Source organism: Paraferrimonas haliotis, from assembly GCF_002282895.1.
GTDB classification, from domain to species: domain Bacteria; phylum Pseudomonadota; class Gammaproteobacteria; order Enterobacterales; family Shewanellaceae; genus Paraferrimonas; species Paraferrimonas haliotis.
In genome coordinates this window covers 53,987-76,986 of the sequence record NZ_NRRB01000006.1, presented here as the reverse complement: position 1 = coordinate 76,986, position 23,000 = coordinate 53,987, and the positions used below count along the sequence as shown (strand labels likewise).

The window sequence follows — 23,000 nt, the reverse complement described above, 5'->3', positions numbered from 1 at the left end:
CTCCTTAACCCTTAGCCTGTTCGTAGTGATAACGGCCTGTCTTCAAACTTGAAGGGCCTTTGCGAACAAACTTGGTCATCAAGAAGATCTCGATAACTAGTAAGACGGCATAGAATAAGCTAATACCAATGATAGAGAACCACAGTTCACCGACCGTTAAGCTAGAGGCTGACATATAAGTCGGCAGCACTTCTGCAATGGTCCAAGGCTGGCGACCGTACTCTGCGACGAACCAACCGGCCTCACAGGCAATCCAAGGCAGCGGCAACATTAATATGGCAGCTTTAAGTACCCATGGCTTCTCTTCGATGCGATGACGGGTGCTTTGCCAGAATGCCATGGCGAATACAATGAGCATGACCATGCCACAACCAACCATGATTCGGAATGTCCAGAACAATGGCGCAACCGCTGGAATAGAATCTTCCGCCGCAGCTTTAATTTCTTCTTCGGTAGCGTTGTTGATGTCGTCACGGTAGCGTTTTAGCAAGAAGCCGTAACCTAGGTCGCCTTTATACTGATCAAACCCAGCACGAATGGATTCGGTTTCATTACCAGCACGCAGCTCTTGCAGGTAATTAAAGGCAATCATACCGTTTCTCACACGCTCTTCGTTTTGCGCGATCAGATCCACAATACCGGTTACTTCTTCGGTAAGTGAACGGGTCGCGATAATGCCCATGACGTAAGGCACTTTAATCGCATAATCTGTGTGCTTGGTTTCAGCGTTCGGTAAACCGACGACAGTAAACGGAGCTGGAGCTGGCTCTGTGTGCCACTCAGCTTCAATCGCTGCCAGTTTCACCTCTTGAACACCACCCAGTTTGTAACCAGACTCGTCACCAAGAACGATTACAGAAAGAATCGACGCCATACCAAAGCTTGCAGCAATCGCGAACGAGCGACGAGCAAACGGTAAATCGCGTTTCTTAAGAATGTAGTATGAGCTAATAGCGAGTACGAACACCGCACCGGTCACGTAACCAGCAGCAACGGTGTGAACAAACTTCACTTGAGCAACAGGGCTAAACAGCAGCTCGCCAAAGCTTGCCATTTCCATACGCATGGTTTCGTAATTGAACTCAGCGCCAACCGGGAATTGCATCCAGCCGTTAGCAACAAGGATCCACAACGCCGACATGTTAGAAGCCAGCGCAACCAACCAAGTTACCGCTAAGTGTTGACGTTTAGACAGACGATCCCAACCAAAGAAGAACAAACCAATAAGCGTTGATTCTAAGAAGAACGCCATTAATGCTTCGATAGCTAAGGGTGCACCAAAGATGTCACCAACGTAATGGGAGTAGTAAGCCCAGTTTGTACCAAACTGGAATTCCATGGTTAAGCCGGTGGTTACACCTAAAGCAAAGTTAATGCCGAATAACTTACCCCAAAACTTAGTCATGTCCTTATAGATTTGCTTATTGGTCATTACATAGAGAGATTCCATGATGGCCAATAGAAAGGTCATACCTAGGGTAAGAGGCACAAAAAGAAAGTGATACATTGCGGTCAGTGCAAATTGCAGCCGCGACAGATCAACCACTTCTTGAAGTATCATTAGTGACTCCTTGATGTCCAAAGCTCCAACAATTGCTATAGGTCAAAGCTTTAGCTAGTTTTATTTTCAATAGTTGCGATTAAATAAACTAAGTAGATGAGTATCTATGAGCTGTGTTCAAGCATACCTATCCACTAAAGTTAGTAGGGTTATAGCACTGAAAATTGATTTACATCAATTGAAGTGAACGACGCCTTACAAAAGTGTGACCATGCGCACAAAGCTAGTGTTATAGCTTCTTCATATAATAAGCTCGAGATCACAAAAGTGTTTTCAAGCGTTCTTAATGATGTGATCGATACATGATTTACTTGCTGCTAGCAAAACCTTTTATACATTAGTTAAACTAATGCGAAAATCTAAAATATCTCGTTTGTGAACAGTGGTTAAAATCCATACAATGCCCCTCATTGAAACGCTGTGCCTAAGCAAGCCAATCAATGTGAATTTTAATTTTGTAGTGGAGAGCGATTATGAAAGCGATCAAATCTATGTTCGAACGTCTACTGCATAAGTATGACGGCGCATTCGTAGACTTCAAATAAGAAGTCTCTTATAAAACGCTAATTGCCCCAGTAACCAAACGGTTACTGGGGCTTTTTTTTAACTAGTAGTTGTCAATATACGGGATCTGCGAGTAAAGTTAACAAAGTGATAACTGCATCACTGTTTATTTATTAATGAGATCAAGGGAGTGGTATATGGCCGCATCATCAGGTTCAGCTCTAAAATTGGTTGGTATTGTGTTGTTAATTGCAGGTTGTGGCTTAGGCTATTGGGGCTATGAAATGTCTCAAGGTGCTGGCGCTCAACTGGGTGAAATGGTGTCAGGTTCTAAATCTGACGGCGTTATGTATCGCTATATTGGTGGTGCGATATGCGCAGCGGTAGGACTGTTTCTTTTGAAAAAATAAGTTCGAGGCAAAGTATGTCAAATACAGAACGAGTTTCCGCGCCCTGGTGGTATTGGATAGCAGCTGTGGTTGGCCTGCTTTGGAACTTAATGGGACTGGCCGCTTACTTAATGCACGTCAGTCTCACTCCAGAAGAAATTGCAGCGCTACCTCAAGCAGAGCAGGCGTTGCACCAAGCCTTTCCTAGTTGGGCGTTGATCGCGTTTTCGATTGCCGTTTATTCCGGAACCCTTGGTTGTGTATTGCTTCTGGCTAGAAGAGCAATGGCGAAAAGCCTTCTTATTTTGTCGCTACTGGGGGTTCTAGTGCAAAACAGCTACAGTCTGCTATTGAGCGACGCTGTAGCTGTATATGGCAACCAAGCGATTATCATGCCGACACTCGTTATAATCGTTGGCGCATTGCTTATTTGGCTTTGTACCCACAGCATTAACAAGAAGTGGATACTCGCCTAGTCTCTTTAATACTCAGCTTCTATTAAGTAGGAGCTGAACTTTCTCATATTGATTACCCCAGAATCGAAGATTAAATACTGTCCTTTAATCCCCAGCAAGGTTCCTCCAAGCTCCGGTGTTTTATCAAAATTAAGTGAACTAATTTTGCCGGGATACTGCAACACCGGATACTGAATCTCAGTAACCTCATGGTTAAGTTGTTGCACCGATTGCTCACCAAACTGCAGCCGCACGTTATCTAATGCCTGGTCTATCTGTGGAATAAGCTGCTGGGCGATATCCGCTAGTTGCAAAGGCTCTGCATCGCCCTTAAGCATCGTTCGCCAATTGGTTTTATCGGAAATGAGCTGAGCCATAGCTGTTTCAATGAGCCCAGACTGATAGCGAGTACTTACTTTAAATATAGGCAACCCCTGGTTGGCACCTTGATCAATCCATCTCGTTGGTAATTGACTGTGTCGCGTAATACCTACTTTCACCGCAGAAGTATTAGACAGATAAACATAATGATCCACCATGCAGTTAGCTTCACCCCAACTTTCATCACGACAGCGCTCACTTGCCACAACGGAGGAATGATGACAGGTTTCAGGCTTCATAATGCATAAGTCGCATTGGGGTAATTTTTTCATGCAGGGAAAGCAAAAACCTTGCGAGTAACTCTTGTTCGTTTTTTTACCGCAGTGGCTGCAATGAATATCGCCGCTGTGACGTAACGTGAGTGATTTACCCAGCAGTGGGTTTAAAGGTAATAAGGCATCGTCAAGTGGCAGTGCATACTCGACGGTTCCACCAGAACTCGCCAATCGCGACTGCATTTTAGAAATGTGACCTATCAAAATTGTACAACCTGTGATTTTTGTAATGGTTGATATTCTGCCTGAGTATCGAGCCTTAAGTAAGTCTGCATGCACGCTTGTGACGCTTTTTTATCCACTAAATCAACATGAGTGTTTAGTGCCACCTGAAAGCTTCCGGTTAGATTTTCATTAGCTTTCTGTTGCATCAACTGCAATTGTTGCTGCGAAGCGTCGGTTAAGCTTAGAACATATTCTGTTCTAGCTGGCATCACTAAGATCCAACCTTGTTCAGCTGCCAGTGAACTTGATTGCACCAGTTGTAAACTCAACGCCGTGCTTTGTGTATGCTCACCTTGGGCATAATTTACCGTTAACCAAGTAGTATCGACCGCCAGTCTGGCACTGTCCTCAAGTATCAATTTAACACTTAATTGTTGTGGATCGATAGCACCAAACTCTTGCGGTTGAAGCTGTTTTTCGCCTAAATAATGGGGGAAAGATAATGCGCTACACCCCGAAATAGCAAGCATAAGCATGGCAATGCTTACGCTCTTTAAGTTGTGAATCATTGTTCCTGCTTAGAGCCTGACGACTCGCTGGTATTACTATTATTATTGATAAGTGCCCTAAGGTGCACATGGCTTAACTTATTACAAAGGTTAAAAAAAATACAGTTTTATAGACTTTAGACGTTATTCGGTCACCTGCAAAGCTGTGTTAAACTATAGGCCATGCTTTTTCGTTCAGGCTAATCTATGACTGCTGCTTCCTCACCCGCTGACCTTGCCGCCATTGCTGACAAAATTAAACGTTGGGGCGAAGCACTAGGGTTTCAAAAAGTAGGTATCACCGACTTGAATTTAGCGGCTCATGAGCAATGGCTACAGCAGTGGCTTGATAACAATTATCACGGCTCCATGGGCTACATGGCGAATCATGGCTTAATGCGAGCTCGCCCTAGCGAACTGCAGCCCGGATCCGTGCGGGCTATTTGTGTGCGCATCGATTACTTACCCCCCAACGCCGAATTTGCCAAAACATTGTCCCATCCAGAGCGTGGATACATTAGCCGATATGCCGGCGGTCGTGACTACCATAAGATGATGCGACAACGTCTTAAAAAGCTTGCCGAAAAAATTGCCAGTGAGTTGCCCGAGCTCGATTATCGCCCCTTTGTTGATTCCGCCCCGATATTAGAACGGCCTTTAGCCAATAAAGCGGGTCTTGGCTGGGTAGGCAAACATTCCTTGTTACTCCAAAAAGAAGTTGGCAGTTGGTTTTTTATCGGAGAGCTTCTGGTCAACATTCCCTTACCCATAGATGCACCGAGCTCTGATGATTGTGGCAGCTGCACTGCCTGTATGACAGCGTGTCCTACAGGCGCAATCGTTAAGGACTATGTAGTGGATGCACGCCGCTGTATTTCTTATTTGACCATCGAGCATGAAGGAGCTATCGATCCAGCATTGCGACCTTTGCTTGGCAACAGGATCTACGGCTGCGATGATTGCCAACTCGTGTGTCCGGTGAATCAAGGCGCTCAACTCACTGCTGAATCAGACTTTCACACCAAGCCACATCTGCACCAGCCGCAGTTACTTGATTTGTTTAACTGGACAGAGCAGGAATTCTTAGAGCGATTGGCTGGCTCCCCAATCCGGCGCATAGGGTTTGAGCGTTGGCAACGTAATATCAGTGTTGCTATGGGAAATGCTGACTATTGCGAAGATTTTGTTAAAATATTACAACAAAAATTAACAACCCCTAACAACCACCTTAAAGAGCACTTCCAGTGGGCTATTGAGCAACAACTGCAAAGTAAAGGAAAGTCTCTATCTCATCGAAAAAGCTCACGTCTCGCTAGAATCGTTAGCAAAGGTCTCAAAAGAGATGCATAAAACATCATCTTTACCAATAAAACATTTCATTTTAAGCATAAATATTCACACATAACGCTTACCCCACGTTGCGCAACGTGACATTGCTTAAATCGCAACACCATAAAAAGCCATAAATAACAATGTTTTGCACACCCTCAGGTAATTTAATTACGTTTCTGTACTAGATCCCTTTATGCATTAGTGATAGCTTAATTTAACAATGGATTAACATGATTATATTTTTTCAATTTACCCTTTGAAAATAGGAGCTAATGCCATGATAGAGCTACGACATCTAAAAACTTTGCTCGCGTTAAAAGAAAGCGGAAGTCTTGCAGCAGCGGCAGGAAAACGTTTCGTGACTCAATCGGCATTGTCCCATCAAATTAAAGAGCTTGAGACTCGCATTGATGCACCGCTTTTTATTCGTAAAAGTAAGCCTTTGCGCTTCACTCCAGAAGGACAAAAGCTCGTGGATCTGGCAGAAACCATTATGCCTATGGTGGTGGAGCAGGAGCAGCAACTGCGCCAAGGCCTTGCCAACGTGAGCCAAACCCTAGTGATTGGTGTTGAAAGTTACTCCTGCTATCGTTGGCTGAAACCATTGATGGAGCAATTTAGGGCAAAGTACCCTCAAGTTGATATTGAGCTTACCGCCAAATTTAAACAGGACTCTCTAGAAGCATTGGAACAAGGTGAGTTGGATATGGTGCTGACCTCAGACAGTGCTAGCTCAACACGCATTAGCTACCAACACCTGTTTGATTATCAGATGGATTTAGTCATGAGCCCGCAACATCCGTTGGCTGAAAAAAGTTACATTGTCCCGCAGGATTTAGCAGGCGAAACCCTCATCAGCTATCCCGTAGCAATCGAGCAACTGGACGTAGTAAATTACTTTATGCAACCCTCTGGAATCGACGTGGCTGCTCAAAAGCAATGCGAGCTGACCATGATGATGCTGCAACGAGTTGCATCTGGAGATGGTGTTAGCGCGTTGCCATCATGGGCTTTAGCTGACGGCGTTGGCATGCACCTTACCAGTCGCCCATTAGGAGCCAAGGGGTTGCAACGAGCTCTGTACGCCGCTTTGCCTGCTGCTAGCCCGGTTAATCGTTATGTAGAAGCATGGCTTGAGCTGGTTTGCCAACAAGCCACCATCAAGGACAAGCGCAAGGCCGCTTAAGTTATTTTATTGCTCTGCCGCCGTCGCAATGGCGCCGCAAAGTTGCTTAACACCCTCGAGGGTACGCAGTGTAGGACGGTGTAAGATATCAGGGTTTAAGAACACAAGCTGCTTATTAGCAACCGCTGGGAGTTGTTGCCACTTCTCCCAAAAAGCGACCCGCTCAGGCGTTTGTTGTTGGGCGATAACGATCAACTGAGGTTGCTGTTTAAGTACCTGCTCTACACTAACTTGCGGGTAAGCTTTGGCTAACCCTGCAAACACATTATCGCCATGACAAACCTCTATTAAACTGTGTACCCAAGAGCCTTTCGCGACCGTCATTAACGGCATATCCCACAGCTGATAGAACAAACGGACCTTAGCTATCTGACGGTTTTGTGCAGACAGTTTCGTAAGCTCTTCATTAACTTGTGTGATTAGCTGTTGTGCCTGCGACTCTCGCCCCACCAGCGCTCCCAGTTGAGCCAACTGCTCCGGCAATTCGCTGATGGTTTTACTGTGCGAGTATGCAACAGGGATCCCCAGCTCGGCCAGACGCTGTAACTGAGGCTTTGGTGTTCCCCCCTCCCACGCCAAAATCAAATCCGGCTCAAGCGCAATAATGGCCTCAAAAGATAAGCCATGCACATTACCAATTCTGGGTATGTCATTGGCGGCTTTTGGGTAATCAGCATGTTCAACGGTTGCAACAATGCGATCTCCTACCCCTAGCGAAAACAGCAGTTCAACCACATGAGGCGATAAGGCAACAATTCGCTGAGATGGATTTGAGCTGGCTGACGCGCTGCTAATGGTTAGTAGGCACAGAGCAAGGAACAGGTAACCCAGCCCGCAAAGCCGTTGATAGACCATCAGTAATCCAAGCCTTTTTGCGCTTTAATACCGGCTTCAAAGGCGTGCTTTACGGGTGTAACGTCGCTCACCGTATCGGCTAATTCAATTAAGCGTCGGTGAGCTTGGCGGCCGGTCACAATAACGTGTTGTTGAGCAGGCCGGGACGATAAAGTATTCAAAACCTCATCAATGTCGAGATAGTGATAGCTAAGCATGTAGGTCATCTCGTCGAGGAGCACCATATCGATGCTGTCATCTTGCAGCCATGCTTTAGCCTGTGCCCAAGCTTTTTCGGCGGCGGCGATGTCAGCGGCTTTATTTTGAGTCTCCCAGGTAAAGCCGGTGGCCATGACTTCAAAGGGCACGCCTTGTTGTTGCAAAACCATGCGCTCGCCACAATCCCACTGCCCTTTTATAAACTGCACGACCGCCGCTTTTTGCCCATGACCAACCGCTCTCATGACATTGCCAAAGCCAGCGGTTGTTTTGCCTTTGCCATTGCCCGTGATAACCAACAGCACACCTTGCTCCTTTTGTGCTTGAGCCACTTTGTCATCAACTTTTTGTTTTAGTTTTTGTTGGCGCTGTTTATGGCGCTGTTCATTATCTGACATGGTTAACATCCCTTTTAAATGGTTAAGAGCGCACTCGGCCCAAAAGATAAATAAAGAAAATCGAACCAATGCTGGCGGTAATAACCCCCAGAGGAAGCTCTTGCATCGGCAGTATGAGTCGCGCCATAGCGTCTACTACGACCAAAAATATTGCGCCTAGGGCGAGACTGACCAGTAAATGTTGTAACCAGCTCATTTGCCAACCGCAAGCGCGATTCAGCAAGCGGACTAAATGAGGAATAACCAGCCCAACAAAACCGATTCCGCCGCATAAAGACACTACGATTGCGGTAACTAAAGCAGCCATCACCAGCGCCGCTATTCGCGTTTGCGCTACTTTGACACCTAAACTATGAGCCGCTTCGTCTCCGGCAGCTAAGGCTTCAATTGAGCGGCGATTCCATAGAAAAAACAGCAGTGCAATGAGCAAGGCGCTCGCGGGCTGCCACAATTGCTGCCACTGCACCCTCGCAACACTGCCCATATTCCAAAACAACACACTGGCAATGGCATTGGCATCGGCTCCATAAATAAGCCCGGAACTCAGCGCGCTGAATAAAAAGGACACCGCAACGCCGGCTAACAACATGCGTTCAGCCTGCCGATAGCTTTGCCGTCCCATGAGCGCGATGACGATAGTGATGGCTAACAAAGCCCCGACAAAGGCGCCGATAGGTAACCAAAGTGAGGCGGCACCAAAAGCCCCCGTGAGTGTCACCACCGCTCCAAATGAAGCACCGGAAGAGATGCCAAACAAATAAGGATCAGCCAAAGGGTTACGAGTCACACTTTGGAGAACGAACCCAGACATGGCCAAACTGGCTCCCGCTAACATCGCCATTAATGTTCTCGGTAAGCGTAGCTCCCATACGACTGTGTAGGTCAGTTGTGACGGCGAATCCGCCAGCGAACTCGGCGTCCACGCTTGCGGGAGCAGAGTCATCATTACCTCAGTTATGGGGATGGATAAACTACCAACACTGATGGCTGCAAATGGCACGAGTAAGCTTGCCAACAGCAAGGTAGGCCATAACCAAGGCGGCGTATCATTGAGCGCTTTTTTTGCTTTAGCCATGTAAGGTCTCAATTTCGCCCGGTTGAGGGTAATGATATCGAAGTGACAACCTGCCTGTAGCGTCAATATCCACACGACAGTGAACGCCAAATACGGCTCGTAAATTCTCTTGTGTTAGCACTTGAGCAGGCGTACCCATGGCCACCACTCGGCCATTATTAAGTAACAGCAGTCGGTCGCAGTAGGCGGCCGCCAAGTTTAAATCATGTATGCAAGCAATGCTGCCAATGCTTAGGCCTTTGATTGCCGCCATGATTTGCATTTGATGGCCGACGTCCAAGTGATTGGTCGGTTCATCCAGTAACAACAGCGATGGTTGTTGCACCAAGGCTCTGGCAATCACACAGCGCTGTAATTCCCCGCCGGAAAGCTTGCTAATAGGTTGCGCCAGTAAATCCTCTAGTTGCATCAGCTCGGTAACGCTTTGCAGTATTTGCTGCTCTTGTTGCTGAATTCTTGGGCGCCAGCTGCGAAATGGAGTGCGCCCTAGTGATATCCACTGCAATACATTCGCATCGCTGTTGGTTTCATTATGCTGAAGTACTACCGACATGCGTTGCGCCAATTGCAGCCGTGAGTAGTTTTGTAGCGACTGGCCCTCAAATTCAATCGAGCCCTGATAATTATTTATGTAACGATAGATGCATCGCAGTAGGCTCGACTTGCCGGCGCCGTTTGGGCCTATCACTCCCAGCAGCTCCCCTGAGTGGTAGTCAACACTCACTTGCTCCAAAATCGCCTTGCCCGCCACATGCCAGCTGAGATTTCTTATGCGAAGTTGATGATTTTGGCTCTGTTGGCAGGTCAATGTAATTCCTTTTTCTATAAACCTTGATTATGCTTAGTTTCATCGCCGAATCAAGCACAGTGGAGCGCCATCTCAATCGACAATGAACAAAACTCAAATTGTTAGATTGCCTCCATGTGCGAACTCAATTAATATAGCCGTCTATACGTATAAATGTCTATATATCTTCGTCAAGCCCAAAACAGGAATGCCGTAAATGACGCCTTTGCCGAATCAACTTCAAGCCCACAGTTTGCTCGAGCAGCAATTACAACGTCGCATCTTGATCTTAGATGGGGCCATGGGCACCATGATTCAGGCATTGAAGTTTGAAGAGGCCGACTTTAGAGGCCAACGTTTTAGTGACTGGCCGAGCGATCTAAAAGGCAATAACGACCTACTGTCTATCACCCAAGCCGATGCCATCTATGACATTCATCGTCAATACTTACTCGCCGGCGCCGATATTATAGAAACCAACAGTTTTAATGCCACCAGCATCGCCATGGCTGACTATGAGATGGAGTCGATATCGGCAGAAATTAACTATCAATCGGCCGTGATTGCGCGTAAAGCAGCGGCCGATGTCAGTGCTCAAACCGGCATCGAGCGCTTCGTTGCTGGTGTGCTAGGACCCACCAACCGTACCTGCTCTATTAGCCCAGATGTCAACGACCCAGGCTATCGAAACATCGACTTTGACACCATGGTAGAGGCTTATTGCGAGTCAACAGAAGCGCTCATAAAAGGCGGCGTTGATATCATTTTGGTGGAAACCATATTCGATACCCTTAATGCAAAAGCTGCCCTTTTCGCGGTAGAAACTGTCTTCGAAAAACTTGGGTTTTCATTACCTGTGATGATTTCAGGCACCATCACCGATGCCTCAGGTCGCACTCTAACCGGCCAAACCACGGAAGCTTTTTACAATAGCTTGCGCCATGTAAAGCCGATTAGCATAGGACTAAACTGCGCATTAGGTCCTAAAGAGCTTGGCCCTTACATCCAAGAGTTGCATAAAATCAGTGAATGCGCCGTCTCCGCTCACCCAAATGCAGGTCTGCCTAACGAGTTTGGTGGCTATGACGAAACCCCAGAGCAAATGGCGGCCATCATTGAGCAATGGGCTGCGCAAGGTATGCTGAATATTGTAGGGGGCTGTTGTGGCACCACTCCAGAGCACATATCAGTAATTAAAGCCGCTGTTGAGCAACATGCACCACGACAAGCACCTAAGCTAACCGTCGCCTGTCGTTTGGCTGGGCTTGAGCCGCTTACCATTAGTGATGAGTCATTGTTCGTCAATGTCGGAGAGCGAACCAACGTCACCGGCTCCGCCCGTTTTCTGCGGTTAATTAAAGAAGAAGATTACGAAACAGCCTTGGATGTTGCTCGCCAACAAGTGGAAAACGGCGCCCAGATCATCGACATCAACATGGATGAAGGCATGCTGGATTCAAAAGCGGCGATGGTACGCTTTTTAAACCTGATTGCTGCAGAGCCGGACATTGCTCGAGTTCCAATTATGTTGGATTCGTCTAAATGGGAAGTCATGGAGGCGGGGCTAAAGTGTATCCAAGGCAAAGGCATTGTTAACTCCATATCCATGAAGGAAGGCGAGGCCATTTTCATTGAGCAAGCTAAGTTAATTCGTCGCTATGGTGCCGCCGCGATTGTAATGGCGTTTGACGAACAAGGCCAGGCCGATACCGCCGAACGTAAAATCGAAATCTGTCAGCGAGCCTACGACTTGCTTACTCAAACCGTGGGATTTCCACCAGAAGACATCATTTTTGACCCCAACATTTTTGCCATTGCTACCGGTATCGAAGAGCACAACAACTATGCGGTCGACTTTATTGATGCAACCCGATACATCAAACAAAACCTACCCCACGCTATGATTTCAGGCGGTGTTTCCAATGTTTCTTTTAGCTTTAGAGGAAACAACCCGGTGCGAGAGGCCATTCACGCGGTATTTTTATATCACGCCATTAAACAAGGCCTTACCATGGGCATTGTAAATGCGGGACAGTTAGCTATTTATGACGACATTGAGCCGAAGTTAAAAGACTTGGTTGAAGACGTAGTACTCAATCGCCACGCTGAAGCCACCGAACAGCTCTTAGAAACCGCTCAAAGCTACATAGGCGAAGGCACCAAACAAGCCGCTACAGAAGATTTAAGTTGGCGAGAATGGCCGGTTGAAAAACGCCTCAGCCACGCATTAGTCAAGGGCATTACCGAGTACATTGACCAAGATACTGAAGATGCTAGACGCCAAGCGAATCGGCCTCTTGATGTGATTGAAGGTCCTTTAATGGATGGCATGAATGTCGTCGGCGATTTGTTTGGCAGCGGCAAAATGTTTTTACCCCAGGTGGTTAAATCGGCGCGGGTAATGAAAAAAGCTGTCGCCTATTTAAACCCGTATATTGAAGCTGAAAAGGTAGAAGCTAAAGCCGCTGGCAAGGTATTAATGCTGACCGTTAAAGGGGATGTTCACGATATTGGTAAGAACATTGTCGCCGTGGTTTTGCAGTGTAACGGTTTTGAGGTGATCGACTTAGGCGTAATGGTGACCATTGAAAAAGTCATGGAAACCATTGAACAAGAGCACATTGACGTTATTGGTATGTCAGGGCTTATTACGCCTTCTCTAGATGAAATGGTGCATAACGTTAAAACGCTGCACAACAATGGCATTAACATTCCGGTTATTATTGGCGGCGCAACCACCTCAAAAATTCACACTGCCGTTAAAATTGATCCTCATTATCCAGCCGGCGCCATTTACGTTACCGACGCCTCGCGCACCGTACCCGTGGTAAGCGCCTTGCTATCAAAACAACAACGTCAAGGCTTGGTTGAGGAGCGTAAAAGCGAGTACCAAGCGTTGCGAGAAAAGCGTTTGGCCCAAGGGTCGCGCAAAAAGCTAGTGAGCATAGAAGCGGCTCGCGACAATCGCTCGAGTCAAGATTGGAGCAACTATCAAGCGGTTAAACCAGCGCAACTTGGGCGACAGGTGATCAACGACTACCCGCTTGAAGACTTGTTAGACCGTATCGACTGGACGCCATTTTTTAGAAGTTGGGAGTTGCATGGCAAATACCCAGACATACTCGATGATAACGTTGTCGGGGAAGAAGCGACCAAGCTGTATCAGGACGGTCGCGCCATGCTCAAACGCATTATCGATGAAAAATGGCTTACCGCTCGTGCCGTTTTTGGTTTGTATCCGGCAAACACAGTCAACCATGATGACATTGAGCTTTATCAGGATGATACACGCACCGACGTGAGCATAACCCTGCACCATTTACGCCAACAAATTGAGCGCGCTGGCAACCATAACTTCTGCTTAGCGGACTTTGTCGCTCCGAAAACATCCGGTTGCCCAGACTACATGGGCGCCTTTGCGGTTACCGCAGGTATTGGTATTGACGAGCATATCGCTCGCTTCGAAGCGGATCACGATGACTACAACGCTATTATGATTAAGGCCTTAGCCGATCGCTTAGCCGAGGCGTTAGCAGAGCGACTGCACGAGCGAGTTCGCAAAGAGTTTTGGGGCTATGCCGCAAGCGAGGACCTAGATAATCAAGCGTTAATAAAAGAAAAGTATAAGGGAATTCGCCCTGCACCAGGCTATTCCGCTTGCCCTGATCATACTGAAAAAGGGCTATTGTGGACGTTGCTTGAACCCAACAAAACGATTGGCTTAGAAATTACCGAAAGTTTTGCCATGTACCCAACTGCAGCGGTATCAGGCTGGTATTTTGCCAACCCAGATTCCCGCTATTTTGGCATTACTCACATAGGTAAAGACCAGTTGCTCGATTACGCAAAACGTAAAGGCATGAGCCAATCTGAGGCGGAAAAGTGGCTCAGACCCGTACTTGATTACGACCCCGACTAACTAATCCATAATGCTTTATAAATCCGGTAAGGTGGCTAAATCAGTCGCCAACCGGATTTTTTGTTGCTGCAAGTGGTTGCAAAGATTGTCGAATAACTCTTGCACCTCATGGGTGGCACTGGTTTCTCTTAGGTTGGCGTATATGCTCAGTAGCTGTTCGTCTAGCGCCATGGTCAGTTGCTCGACTTCCTGTTGATGGGCAGTATCTGAGTCGGTAAAAGCGGTAATGGCGTCGGTTTTAGTTGGATCTTCCGTGAATTGAAAAAAGGTGTTTACCACCCCTAATGATGCCTGTTCCTTGTATGACTTGATGGCATTAGCCATTCGCAGTTGATGTTCACTTAACAGGTCAAACAGCATGCCATCGCGACCGTCATTGGCACGACTGCCTAATTGACGGTATTTTTCAGCCAGATCTTGATGTAATTGTTGGTGCCTTTTTAGAACGTCACGAACCTGAATAAAGTTACTCATAGGTCACTCTCTTAGTCAGCGCTTTGAACTAACTATAGGTTCTATTTCATAAAAAGGTGAAATTTAAGCGGCCTCCCCAACGCGTTCATTGATGCTGGGGAGGGTTTCGCTAGCGGCTAAGATCACTAAACCATTGCCAGCGAAATTCTTTTTCACAGTAATGGCATTTGAGCCTTAAATTGTCTTTAGAGCGTACATAAAAACGGCTCGATACCGGTTCGTCATGACTGATGCAATTGCCATTGGGGCATGCCAAGATACCGTATATCGATTCCGGCAGGCGCACCGAAAACTTATCAACCACCTCGTAATCTCTAATGACATTGATGGTTGCCGTTTCAGCAAACAAGGCTATTTGGTTGCTTTGCTCTCGAGTCAATTCGATGTTTTCAAGTTTAATTAAATCTTTACTTTCACCGGACTGAGTTTTTAGATTAAGGCCAACAGTAACGCGCTCGCTGGTTTGAGATAACTCGAAAAACTGTAGAATCTTAATTCCAACACCCGCAGGAATGTGGTCGATAACCGTACCCTGCTCAATGGCTTCAACTTTTAGCTTTTTCGTCGGCATTAGTTCAGTTCCTCACTCAGCACCAAGCTTAATAAAGCTTGCCGCGCATAAACGCCATTTTCAGCTTGTTGAAAATAGTATGCGTATGGGGTGTTATCGACATCCGTGGTAATTTCGTCCACCCTCGGTAATGGGTGCAACACTTTTAAGTTATCTTTAACGGCCGTTAAGTTGGCTGCGCTTATGACGTATTTGGACTTTAAAAATTGATATTCCGTTGCATCAAACCGTTCTTTTTGCACTCTAGTTACGTAAAGAATGTCGAGTTGGTTGATAATGCTATCTAAGTCATCAATTAAGGTGAACTTCACCTTTCGCTCGGTCAATTCTCGTAAAATATAATCTGGCATGGTTAACGCTTCGGGTGCTACGAAGAAAAACTCGCAGTCAAAGTTGGCCAGTGCTTGCGCCAAGCTGTGTACGGTTCTGCCGTATTTCAAATCGCCAACAAAGGCAATTTTTAAACCGTCGAGACTGCCTTGGGTTTCGTAAATGGTAAACAAATCAAGCAACGTTTGGGTGGGATGCTGATTGGAACCGTCACCGCCATTAATCACAGGCACTTTCGAGAACTCACTGGCTAACCGTGCAGCCCCTTCCTTTGGATGACGCATGAAAAACGCATCGCTGTATGACGATATAACGCTGACGGAATCAGCAAGTGTCTCGCCTTTTTGCCCAAGCGATGTATTGCCGCCATCAGGGAATCCAATAATTGAGCCGCCAAGCCTTTGCACCGCAGTTTCAAATGACAGCCGAGTTCGCGTTGAGGCTTCAAAAAAACAGCTGGCAATGACTTTTCCGGCAAGTAACTGAGGTTGGGGAGATTTCTTTAAGGATTGAGCTCGAGCAACAATCAGTTCTAGCTCTTCACGGGACAAGTCCGAAATGGAAATAATGTCCTTAAGATATAGCGAGTTTTTCATTAATCATCTCAACAGGTTGTAGATGTTATCCGAAGCCAACTGGGTGGCGAATTCGGGGAAACACTATAACACAACTCAGTTAAGAATCGGCAATATTAGCGGTTAATTGCTTCGCTCACTCAAGTGAACAAGCGAAGCAATCATTCAGAGAGCTATTTAGCAATAATGTCGTGGGCGCTGTCATTTACTCCAGGCAACGCTTCTCCTTGAAGTTGTTTAACAGGCTCTTTGGCAATTTGTTCTTTCAAATAAGCAATTGCCGCCGCTAACTGTGCATCTTTGCCTTGATACGTAGCAAGCGGCAGATTGTCGACTCGAATATCCGGCTCAACCCCGTGGCCTTCGACAATCCAGCGGCCATCAATGGCGAACTGGCTGTACTCAGCGGCGCGGGCCATACCGTTATCGGTTAGACGGTTGCGACCACTTAGCCATACTCCGGCGCCTGCAGTGCGGTTACCCATAACCGGTGCGATGCCCAGCGCTCGAATGCCAGCAGCAAAGGTTTCACCGTCTGAATAGGTTAATTGGTCAGCTAAAACCACTAAGTGACCTCGATAAGCTTGCTGCATGTTGGTATAGGCTTTATCTCCTGGGTTTTGCCAAAACGCCCAACTCTTGCGCATTAACTTCTCAATAATCCACGAGTCGATGTTGCCACCACGGTTGCGGCGTACATCAATAATAAGCCCTTGCTTGTCGAGGTTTGCGTAAAACTCTCGCGCAAACGAGGCAATATCATTGGCGCCCATGGCGTATAAATGCAGGTAGCCAATTTGCTCATCCACTTGGTTAACTTTATCCGCGTTGTTGTACACCCAATCTAGATATTTAAGCTTGTTATTGGCGGCGCTAGAAACCGGTTTGACTATGGTCTCAAAGGTTTTGCCTTTGCGCTTGAGAGTAACCTTTACTTGCTTGTTTGCTTGATTGCGCATGGCCGCAGTAAAATCAGCTAAGTTACGCACCTCACGTTCGTTAATAGCGACAATAATGTCACCGTTTTGCGCATTGATTCCCGGTTTGGCCAATGGTGCCGCCGACTCAGGAAGCTCGGGATCGTGCTGATAAATGCGGGCAACCGTTACCCCATTTTTGCTGTTCACTAAGCGAGCCCCTAACAAAGCCGATTTAGCGGCATTGGCTTGTTTAGCGAAATCGCCTCCGCGCACTTGGCTGTGCAGAGCGTTTAGCTCTCCCATCATTTGGGTAAAGATGTCATTGAGTTCATAGCGATCCGTTACCCGGGCTAACATTGGCTGGTATTTCTGCTTAGTTGCTTTCCAGTCAAGTCCGCGCATGCTTGGGTCAAACAGGGAGTCTCGATGTTGGATCCAGGCGTCGTGGAACATTTGTTGCCACTCTTTTTGGGGCTGCAACAGCATTTGCCAGGCACTGGTGTCTAGCTTGATAGCGTTTAAGTCTTCCGGCGCTTTATCCGCGGCATCCGCTATAAATAAATTGGCCTTGTTGGCACTTTGGCTGCGCCAAAATACGCGACTGGCGTCATTGGATAAATCGTATTGGCTGACGTCTTTGGCAAAGGTGCTGGCCTTAACCCCATCTTGGCTGTATTTGACGAATTTAAGCGACGGTACCGCGTTAGGGCCGGCTTGACGATCCAACAAGTACAACCCCTTGTTAGCCGCCTTCATTGAGTAGTAATTACCGCTGGCTAACGGAACATTCCAAAGCCTATTGGTAATGCCCGACCAATCCAGATCAAATGACTCATCGTCTTCAACCTTGCCATCTAACTCGGTGGCTTCTCGGAAGGGGAATTGCGCTTCTTCAGTAAGTCCGTAGGCGTAAATTTGGCTACGCTTATCAAAGGTCGTGCCTAAATTACGATCCCCCCAAGGGCTAGAAGGCGTCGCCACGAAGGTACGGTTAGATAAGAAATATAACCAATGACCATCCTGACTAAACGTTGGGGAGTACGACTCGTACTTATCGGAGGTCAACACAAGTTGTTTGTCTTTATCTAAGTTATAAAGCACGACGCGAGGTCGGTTTTCACCTTTTTGCGTTCTACTGTAGGCCAGTAACTCGCTGTTTGGAGACCACACAATATCAGTCATTGGACTGTCACCGCTGGCATTGCTAGCGATGCGCTTGTTCTTACCTGACTTCAAATCCAACAGAAACAAATTGCCCTGCTTGTCATCGTGAGCAAGGTAACGGCCATCGGGAGACAGCACCAAGTTCCAACGATACGTATTGCCGTCTTTGGTCATTTGCTTGGCATTGGAATTGCCATTTGCTGGGTAGCGCCATATCTCCATTTCGCCGCTGGCGTCGTTGAACGCGTACACGTACTTTCCATCTTGACTGAGCACTGCATTGCGACTGCGACTGTTCGCTGGGGTGGCAATCTCAATTAAGCGTGATTTATCTTTGCTCACCACGGCTAACTGGCCGCGACTGGTAACCACAACTTTATCGGCATTACCGGCAAAGCTTACATGGGTTGCGAAGTCCATAGGTTTATCGAGCCAGCGTTGCTGGCGCTTGGCAAAGTCGGACGTTAATTCAATGTCGATGGGAGCCGATTTAGTATGAGCTAAGTCCATCATGTAAATATCGGCACCTAGCTGAAATACAATTTTGTTGTTGTCTAACTGCGGTGAACGAACTTGCCAATCTTCAAAATCCGTCAGTTGTTGAATGTCTTGGCCATTTTCATCCATAGACCAAAGGTTACCGCTACCCGACGCGTCAGACAAAAAGTAGATTCGCCCTTGGTGATACAGAGGATTCGACATGGAGCCGTTATGCCCCTTAGCCAGTTGTATCGCTTCTTTATCCGAACCCAGCTCATAGCGCCACAACTCGCCCATTGCGCCACCGCGATATTGATGGGTGTTGTCACCAGTAGTCTGTAGGCCAAAGCGGCTGAAAAAGAGGGTTTTGCCATCGTCACTGATGGTGCCTTGGTTGGCGTCCGCTAATGGCAAATCTTTGCTGATACCGGTGGCGGTATCCAGTTGCCTCAAAATCCAAAAATTAGCCGGGCCATTGGCATTATCGGTTGAATAGAGCAGGTTTCCAGCGTTATCCCAACCTTGCAGTCGAACTCGACTGGTTTCGAAGGTTAGGCGTTCAGGAATGCCGCCACTAATCGGAATTCGGTAGATTTCATCATTGCCTTCGTAATTCGCCACGTAGGCGAGCCAAAGCCCATCTGGCGAAATTCGAGCTTGGCGCTCTTCCGCCGGATGTGTGGTAAGCCGCTGGCTCACGTTTGAGCCAAGCTGAGTTTTCCAAAGATCCCCTTCTGCGGTAAACACTAAGGTGTCGTTGTGAAGCGTTGGAAAACGATAATATCCTTGTGAGGCAGAAGCTATAAGGCTTGTAGTAGCGCAAGCACTGGCCACCAGTACGGCGAGAACAGAAGATTTGATACGCATGCAGGTTCCTTTAGGTCGTTTATAAAGCAGTCTTAGTGGGCACTGCTTATCGATTATTTTTTAGTGACCATAAATTAGCAAAGCCGAGGATATATTCCTATCAATCCGCGCTGAAAGTTGCCGAATTACCTCAACTAATCTGTAACCAAATATCTGCAGTCTTGTTTTAGGTCACACACTTAAGAGATATCTAAACACAGCGCTAAGCCATTCATTAGGTTCAAATAAGTCATCTGTTATTCTATTTAGGCGGTGAGCAAATGACTGGACTGAAAAACTACCGTGTGCAGTTTAATCAAGTCACACGATTCTTAGACAGCTACCAAAACGCTGCAAACAAACACGCCTTTGAGCTGGCTCAAATAGAAGTGGCGACAACGGATGTTGAAATAATTCGGCAGAGGTTATTATCGCTTACTAATTTTGTTAACGACTGTATTTGCTCTGTTGAAGTTAAACAGCAAAGCCAAGATACGTCGACCCTAGCAGTTATTGCAGATCCTCATGAAAATCAAGAGGTTTGGCGGGACTTAAAGTTATCCACTCAACAATTAATACATTCTTTATAGCCAGTTTGTTAATAAAAACTGTTACCTGAACGAGGTTTTTACTGGTTCGGGTTGCCATTCAATGATTCTCCCTGTGTTATAGAAGCGATTCTAATAACAAACAACTTGGAGATTTCATGCTTAATACTCTAGCACTTGGATTGGCTGTTAGTGCTGCATCCGCCACCATAAACCCCGCACCGTTGCTTTCTGCTGATCAACACATTGCTTTTTTCGATAACCTAAAACCTTTGTGCGGTAAGTCATTTCAAGGCGAAGTAGTAAACCCAAGCGCTGAAGACGGAGCCTTTGCCACCGAAAAGTTAGTAATGCATGTGCGTGAGTGCAGCGATAACCAAATCAAAATTCCGTTCCATGTGGGCAACAATGCTTCGCGGACATGGATCTTAACTCGCACCGGTTCTGGCATTACCCTTAAGCACGACCATCGCCTCGAAAATGGCAAGGATGACCCAGTCACTATGTACGGTGGCATGACCCATGATGCTGGCTACGCCCATGCTCAATCCTTCCCTGCAGACGCATTTTCCAAGCAATTATTTGTTAATACAGGCATACCACAATCGGTCGGTAACACTTGGCATATGTACATATACCCTGACCGCTTTACCTATGCCCTCACGCGAGAAGGTCGCAGCTTTCACGTTAACTTTGATTTGACCAAAGAAGTAGCGACACCTGTGACACCATGGGGCTATGCAGATTTAAAGGACTAGAGTCACTTTTTTGTGTTAGCTTAAACCTTCAATAGAGTTCAAGCTGACACAAGGAATCTGCAATGAACAAACTCTGCTGGATAGCGGCAATGATGCTGTCGCTATCGGCTTGCAATGCTGAGCAAACCGCCCCTTCCACCGAACAAGATAAGCCCGCTGCAGTCTCGGCGAAAGTAGCCGCGCCAACGGTAGTTAAAGCATCACCCCCTCAAAGTACCTCAAATTCTGAGGCAAAAAACATGCAACAAGGCCGCGTTACCTACATCGATCTTGAAGGCGGATTTTATGGAGTGATTACGCCTAGCGGTGACAAACTGCTTCCAACTAACCTAGACCGCAAATACTTGGTGGATGGCATATTGCTGCAATTTGTTGCGGTGCCACAGCCAGCGATGATGGGCATTCAACAATGGGGAACACGAGTGAAGCTCGAAAACGTCAGTCAAATTGGCCGTACCGGCAGCAATGACCCTCGTTACTAACCCTTATGCAATGCACATGAGATGAAACTTTATCGATTGTGAGCTAAATCGCGCTAGTCTGTTCAACCTTGTGGCAAACTAGAGCAACTCTTTTCCGAACAAAGCATACCCCCATGAGCGAAACCGTTTTTTGGCTACAACGATTAACCAAAACTAGCTTAAGAGCCATTCATATATTGGCGATTTGTGGCGTTGGTGGTGGCATTTTGTTCCATTTAGAGCCGTCGTTATGGCGTGGTTACTGGATAGCGGCAATGGCTACAGGCTCGATTCTAATGCTTTGGGAAGTTGTTCGTAGCAAGCTCTGGCTGGTGCAATTAAAGGGCGTGCTGACCCTAGTCAAACTGCTCATGTTGGTTTGCTTTATTCCGTTTCCAGAGTACAAGCCGGAAATTTTTGCCGCCATTGTGCTGTTGTCCGTAGTGGTCACTCATGGCCCATCCGGATTACGACACTTCTCGGTTGTGCACGGTAAGACAATATCTTCCAAAGGGGAAATTAAAGGATAAGGTTGCCAATTTGGCGCAAGTCCTCTATGTTAAAAAATCAACATAATGTTAACGAGTGGTTGATTTTGTTTCCCTATCCAGAAAGTTATCGCATCGCCCTAGCCCCAGTAATTACCTCTATTATGGTTGTCTGGAGCTTGCTGTTGGCAGCTATAATGCCGGATGGTCATCCTGTGGCGCTTTACCCACTGCTCAGTTTATTTCCAATCGTATCCGCTGTTCATTTGTATTTACTGGTTAACGCCAACGGCTTAAAACGACTCGACGCGTTTTTCTATGCATTAGTGCACGTCCCTCTCAGCTTTGTTGTTTGGACCTTCTGCATCATGCTAGTCAACGGTAAATCCATCTAGTTGCAGACCGCTACACAAACGCCACACATTCACTCGCATCAGCAACACATTCTTTGAGCAAAGTCTTTGCAATACTAAAGTCATCGGGTAACGAGTTGGTTACCCAATCCAATCTCCCTTGCTAATGTGATTAGATACTTTTAGGCCTCATTTATTGAGGCCATTTTTTTGCCTGTTATTCCACAAAAGGGACGTACCCCACTTATCCACAGGGGTACGTCCCTTTCGTTATTTACAATTATTCTAGAATCGCAAACCGTGAACTAATCCGCCAAAGAAAACACTGAGTAGTGAAAAAATAATGCTCAAGATAATAAAAGCGGGAATAGATGCTATGGCAAACTTAACCATAAAGAACACCATAGAGAAAAATGGCATTTTAATGTCGACTACCGTTACTTCACGACGATCAGATGAATCACTCATACGAGCCTCTCTAAATTAAAAATTGCCGCTAAAGAATATCACCGCAGTCACCTTAATGAGCACTCGTAAAATACGACATGGTGTGAATTGGATCACACCTAGGCCATCAATTTATATTAGAAAAGTGTCAATTAGACATTTCTTTGATTCAATATGCTTTCTACTCAACAATTTTGGATTTCAAAATGATTCGTAAAATTTTAGCGTCTTTTCTTGCCGTCTTTTTATTTACTTCTGCTACAAGTGCTTGGGCTCAGCCTGGACAACACACCGGCGAAGTTGTGCAAACAATGAATAGCGGCGGATATACCTACGTTGAAGTTAAAGAGAACGATAAAACCTTTTGGCTAGCCGCTCCACAAACTTCTGTGGAAAAAGGCGAAACCATTACTGTCTCCGAACAGATGTGGATGACCAACTTCACCAGCCGCAGCTTAAACAAAACCTTCGATAAAATTTTATTCGTTGGTGAGATTCAAAAGACATCTAAGTAGCGTTGCAGCACACTTTTGGATTTAGCTTAAACACCTTAGCCA

At 46.5% G+C, this 23,000-nt stretch carries 23 protein-coding genes; 11 read left to right on the top strand and 12 right to left on the bottom strand.

Going from position 1 to position 23,000, the window contains the following annotated elements:
* Positions 1 to 4: 4 nt before the first annotated feature.
* Complete coding sequence (locus tag CLC91_RS12310) at positions 5 to 1,561, bottom strand: cytochrome ubiquinol oxidase subunit I (RefSeq protein ID WP_095498656.1); 1,557 nt, start codon at positions 1,559 to 1,561, stop codon at positions 5 to 7.
* Between the two features lie 701 nt (positions 1,562 to 2,262).
* Between CLC91_RS12310 and CLC91_RS12305 the strand changes: the two genes are divergently transcribed.
* The gene (locus tag CLC91_RS12305) at positions 2,263 to 2,475 is read left to right on the top strand and encodes a DUF3185 family protein (protein WP_095498655.1); all 213 of its coding nucleotides are present in this window, start codon (positions 2,263 to 2,265) and stop codon (positions 2,473 to 2,475) included.
* A gap of 14 nt (positions 2,476 to 2,489) precedes the next feature.
* Complete coding sequence (locus CLC91_RS12300) at positions 2,490 to 2,930, top strand: hypothetical protein (protein WP_095498654.1); 441 nt, start codon at positions 2,490 to 2,492, stop codon at positions 2,928 to 2,930.
* A gap of 5 nt (positions 2,931 to 2,935) precedes the next feature.
* On the opposite strand, the gene CLC91_RS12295 is transcribed toward CLC91_RS12300, so the two are convergent.
* Both CLC91_RS12295 and CLC91_RS12290 read right to left on the bottom strand, forming a co-directional pair.
* Positions 2,936 to 3,748: a DUF2797 domain-containing protein gene (locus CLC91_RS12295; RefSeq protein ID WP_095498653.1), complete on the bottom strand. Its 813-nt coding sequence runs from the start codon at positions 3,746 to 3,748 to the stop codon at positions 2,936 to 2,938.
* Positions 3,749 to 3,765: 17 nt separating this feature from the next.
* Entirely contained in the window at positions 3,766 to 4,299 is a 534-nt protein-coding gene (locus CLC91_RS12290; RefSeq protein WP_095500475.1) for a hypothetical protein, read from the bottom strand.
* A 186-nt stretch (positions 4,300 to 4,485) separates the two neighbouring features.
* Between CLC91_RS12290 and queG the strand changes: the two genes are divergently transcribed.
* A complete protein-coding gene (gene queG, locus CLC91_RS12285) occupies positions 4,486 to 5,628 on the top strand; it encodes a tRNA epoxyqueuosine(34) reductase QueG (RefSeq protein WP_095500474.1) in 1,143 nt (380 codons plus the stop codon).
* A gap of 259 nt (positions 5,629 to 5,887) precedes the next feature.
* Positions 5,888 to 6,796: a LysR family transcriptional regulator gene (locus CLC91_RS12280; protein ID WP_095498650.1), complete on the top strand. Its 909-nt coding sequence runs from the start codon at positions 5,888 to 5,890 to the stop codon at positions 6,794 to 6,796.
* Between the two features lie 6 nt (positions 6,797 to 6,802).
* Here CLC91_RS12280 and CLC91_RS12275 read toward each other — a convergent pair whose 3' ends face one another.
* Genes CLC91_RS12275 through CLC91_RS12260 form a run of 4 tightly spaced genes read right to left on the bottom strand, consistent with a single transcriptional unit; the run spans position 6,803 to position 10,130 of the window.
* Entirely contained in the window at positions 6,803 to 7,651 is an 849-nt protein-coding gene (locus tag CLC91_RS12275) for a cobalamin-binding protein (protein WP_095498649.1), read from the bottom strand.
* Positions 7,651 to 8,256 carry a cob(I)yrinic acid a,c-diamide adenosyltransferase gene (cobO, locus tag CLC91_RS12270; protein ID WP_095498648.1) on the bottom strand — a complete coding sequence of 202 codons (606 nt, stop codon included), beginning with the start codon at positions 8,254 to 8,256 and terminating at the stop codon, positions 7,651 to 7,653. Before cobO ends, CLC91_RS12275 begins: the two co-directional genes overlap by 1 nt.
* 13 nt (positions 8,257 to 8,269) lie before the next feature.
* The gene (locus CLC91_RS12265; protein ID WP_095498647.1) at positions 8,270 to 9,322 is read right to left on the bottom strand and encodes a FecCD family ABC transporter permease; all 1,053 of its coding nucleotides are present in this window, start codon (positions 9,320 to 9,322) and stop codon (positions 8,270 to 8,272) included.
* Positions 9,315 to 10,130: an ABC transporter ATP-binding protein gene (locus CLC91_RS12260; protein ID WP_158220739.1), complete on the bottom strand. Its 816-nt coding sequence runs from the start codon at positions 10,128 to 10,130 to the stop codon at positions 9,315 to 9,317. Before CLC91_RS12260 ends, CLC91_RS12265 begins: the two co-directional genes overlap by 8 nt.
* Positions 10,131 to 10,326: 196 nt before the next feature.
* Here CLC91_RS12260 and metH point away from each other — a divergent pair, with 196 nt between their 5' ends.
* Positions 10,327 to 14,028 (top strand): methionine synthase, encoded by a 3,702-nt coding sequence (metH, locus tag CLC91_RS12255; RefSeq protein WP_095500473.1) that lies wholly within the window; start codon positions 10,327 to 10,329, stop codon positions 14,026 to 14,028.
* A gap of 15 nt (positions 14,029 to 14,043) precedes the next feature.
* Here the strand turns inward: metH and CLC91_RS12250 are convergent, their stop codons facing one another.
* The 4 genes from CLC91_RS12250 to CLC91_RS12235 all read right to left on the bottom strand — a co-directional run bounded on the left by CLC91_RS12250 (position 14,044) and on the right by CLC91_RS12235 (position 19,409).
* Positions 14,044 to 14,502: a hypothetical protein gene (locus CLC91_RS12250; RefSeq protein WP_095498644.1), complete on the bottom strand. Its 459-nt coding sequence runs from the start codon at positions 14,500 to 14,502 to the stop codon at positions 14,044 to 14,046.
* Between the two features lie 109 nt (positions 14,503 to 14,611).
* Positions 14,612 to 15,073 carry an aspartate carbamoyltransferase regulatory subunit gene (pyrI, locus tag CLC91_RS12245; RefSeq protein WP_095498643.1) on the bottom strand — a complete coding sequence of 154 codons (462 nt, stop codon included), beginning with the start codon at positions 15,071 to 15,073 and terminating at the stop codon, positions 14,612 to 14,614.
* Positions 15,073 to 15,999, bottom strand: a complete 927-nt coding sequence (pyrB, locus tag CLC91_RS12240; protein WP_095498642.1) for an aspartate carbamoyltransferase — start codon at positions 15,997 to 15,999, stop codon at positions 15,073 to 15,075. The genes pyrI and pyrB overlap by 1 nt, the downstream gene beginning before the upstream one ends.
* A 152-nt stretch (positions 16,000 to 16,151) precedes the next feature.
* A complete protein-coding gene (locus tag CLC91_RS12235) occupies positions 16,152 to 19,409 on the bottom strand; it encodes a S41 family peptidase (protein WP_095500472.1) in 3,258 nt (1,085 codons plus the stop codon).
* A 260-nt stretch (positions 19,410 to 19,669) separates the two neighbouring features.
* Between CLC91_RS12235 and CLC91_RS12230 the strand changes: the two genes are divergently transcribed.
* From CLC91_RS12230 to CLC91_RS12210, 5 genes are all read left to right on the top strand, one after another.
* Positions 19,670 to 19,978: a hypothetical protein gene (locus CLC91_RS12230; RefSeq protein ID WP_095498640.1), complete on the top strand. Its 309-nt coding sequence runs from the start codon at positions 19,670 to 19,672 to the stop codon at positions 19,976 to 19,978.
* 116 nt (positions 19,979 to 20,094) lie between these two features.
* Entirely contained in the window at positions 20,095 to 20,694 is a 600-nt protein-coding gene (locus CLC91_RS12225) for a hypothetical protein (RefSeq protein WP_095498639.1), read from the top strand.
* Positions 20,695 to 20,756: 62 nt separating this feature from the next.
* Complete coding sequence (locus tag CLC91_RS12220) at positions 20,757 to 21,176, top strand: hypothetical protein (RefSeq protein WP_095498638.1); 420 nt, start codon at positions 20,757 to 20,759, stop codon at positions 21,174 to 21,176.
* 113 nt (positions 21,177 to 21,289) lie between these two features.
* Positions 21,290 to 21,685, top strand: coding sequence for a hypothetical protein (locus CLC91_RS12215; protein ID WP_095498637.1), 396 nt, complete (start codon positions 21,290 to 21,292; stop codon positions 21,683 to 21,685).
* 65 nt (positions 21,686 to 21,750) lie between these two features.
* Positions 21,751 to 22,038, top strand: coding sequence for a hypothetical protein (locus tag CLC91_RS12210; RefSeq protein ID WP_095498780.1), 288 nt, complete (start codon positions 21,751 to 21,753; stop codon positions 22,036 to 22,038).
* A 243-nt stretch (positions 22,039 to 22,281) separates the two neighbouring features.
* On the opposite strand, the gene CLC91_RS12205 is transcribed toward CLC91_RS12210, so the two are convergent.
* Positions 22,282 to 22,464 (bottom strand): hypothetical protein, encoded by a 183-nt coding sequence (locus CLC91_RS12205; RefSeq protein ID WP_095498636.1) that lies wholly within the window; start codon positions 22,462 to 22,464, stop codon positions 22,282 to 22,284.
* Between the two features lie 185 nt (positions 22,465 to 22,649).
* Between CLC91_RS12205 and CLC91_RS12200 the strand changes: the two genes are divergently transcribed.
* Positions 22,650 to 22,958 (top strand): NrfJ, encoded by a 309-nt coding sequence (locus CLC91_RS12200; protein ID WP_095498635.1) that lies wholly within the window; start codon positions 22,650 to 22,652, stop codon positions 22,956 to 22,958.
* Positions 22,959 to 23,000 lie beyond the last annotated feature (42 nt).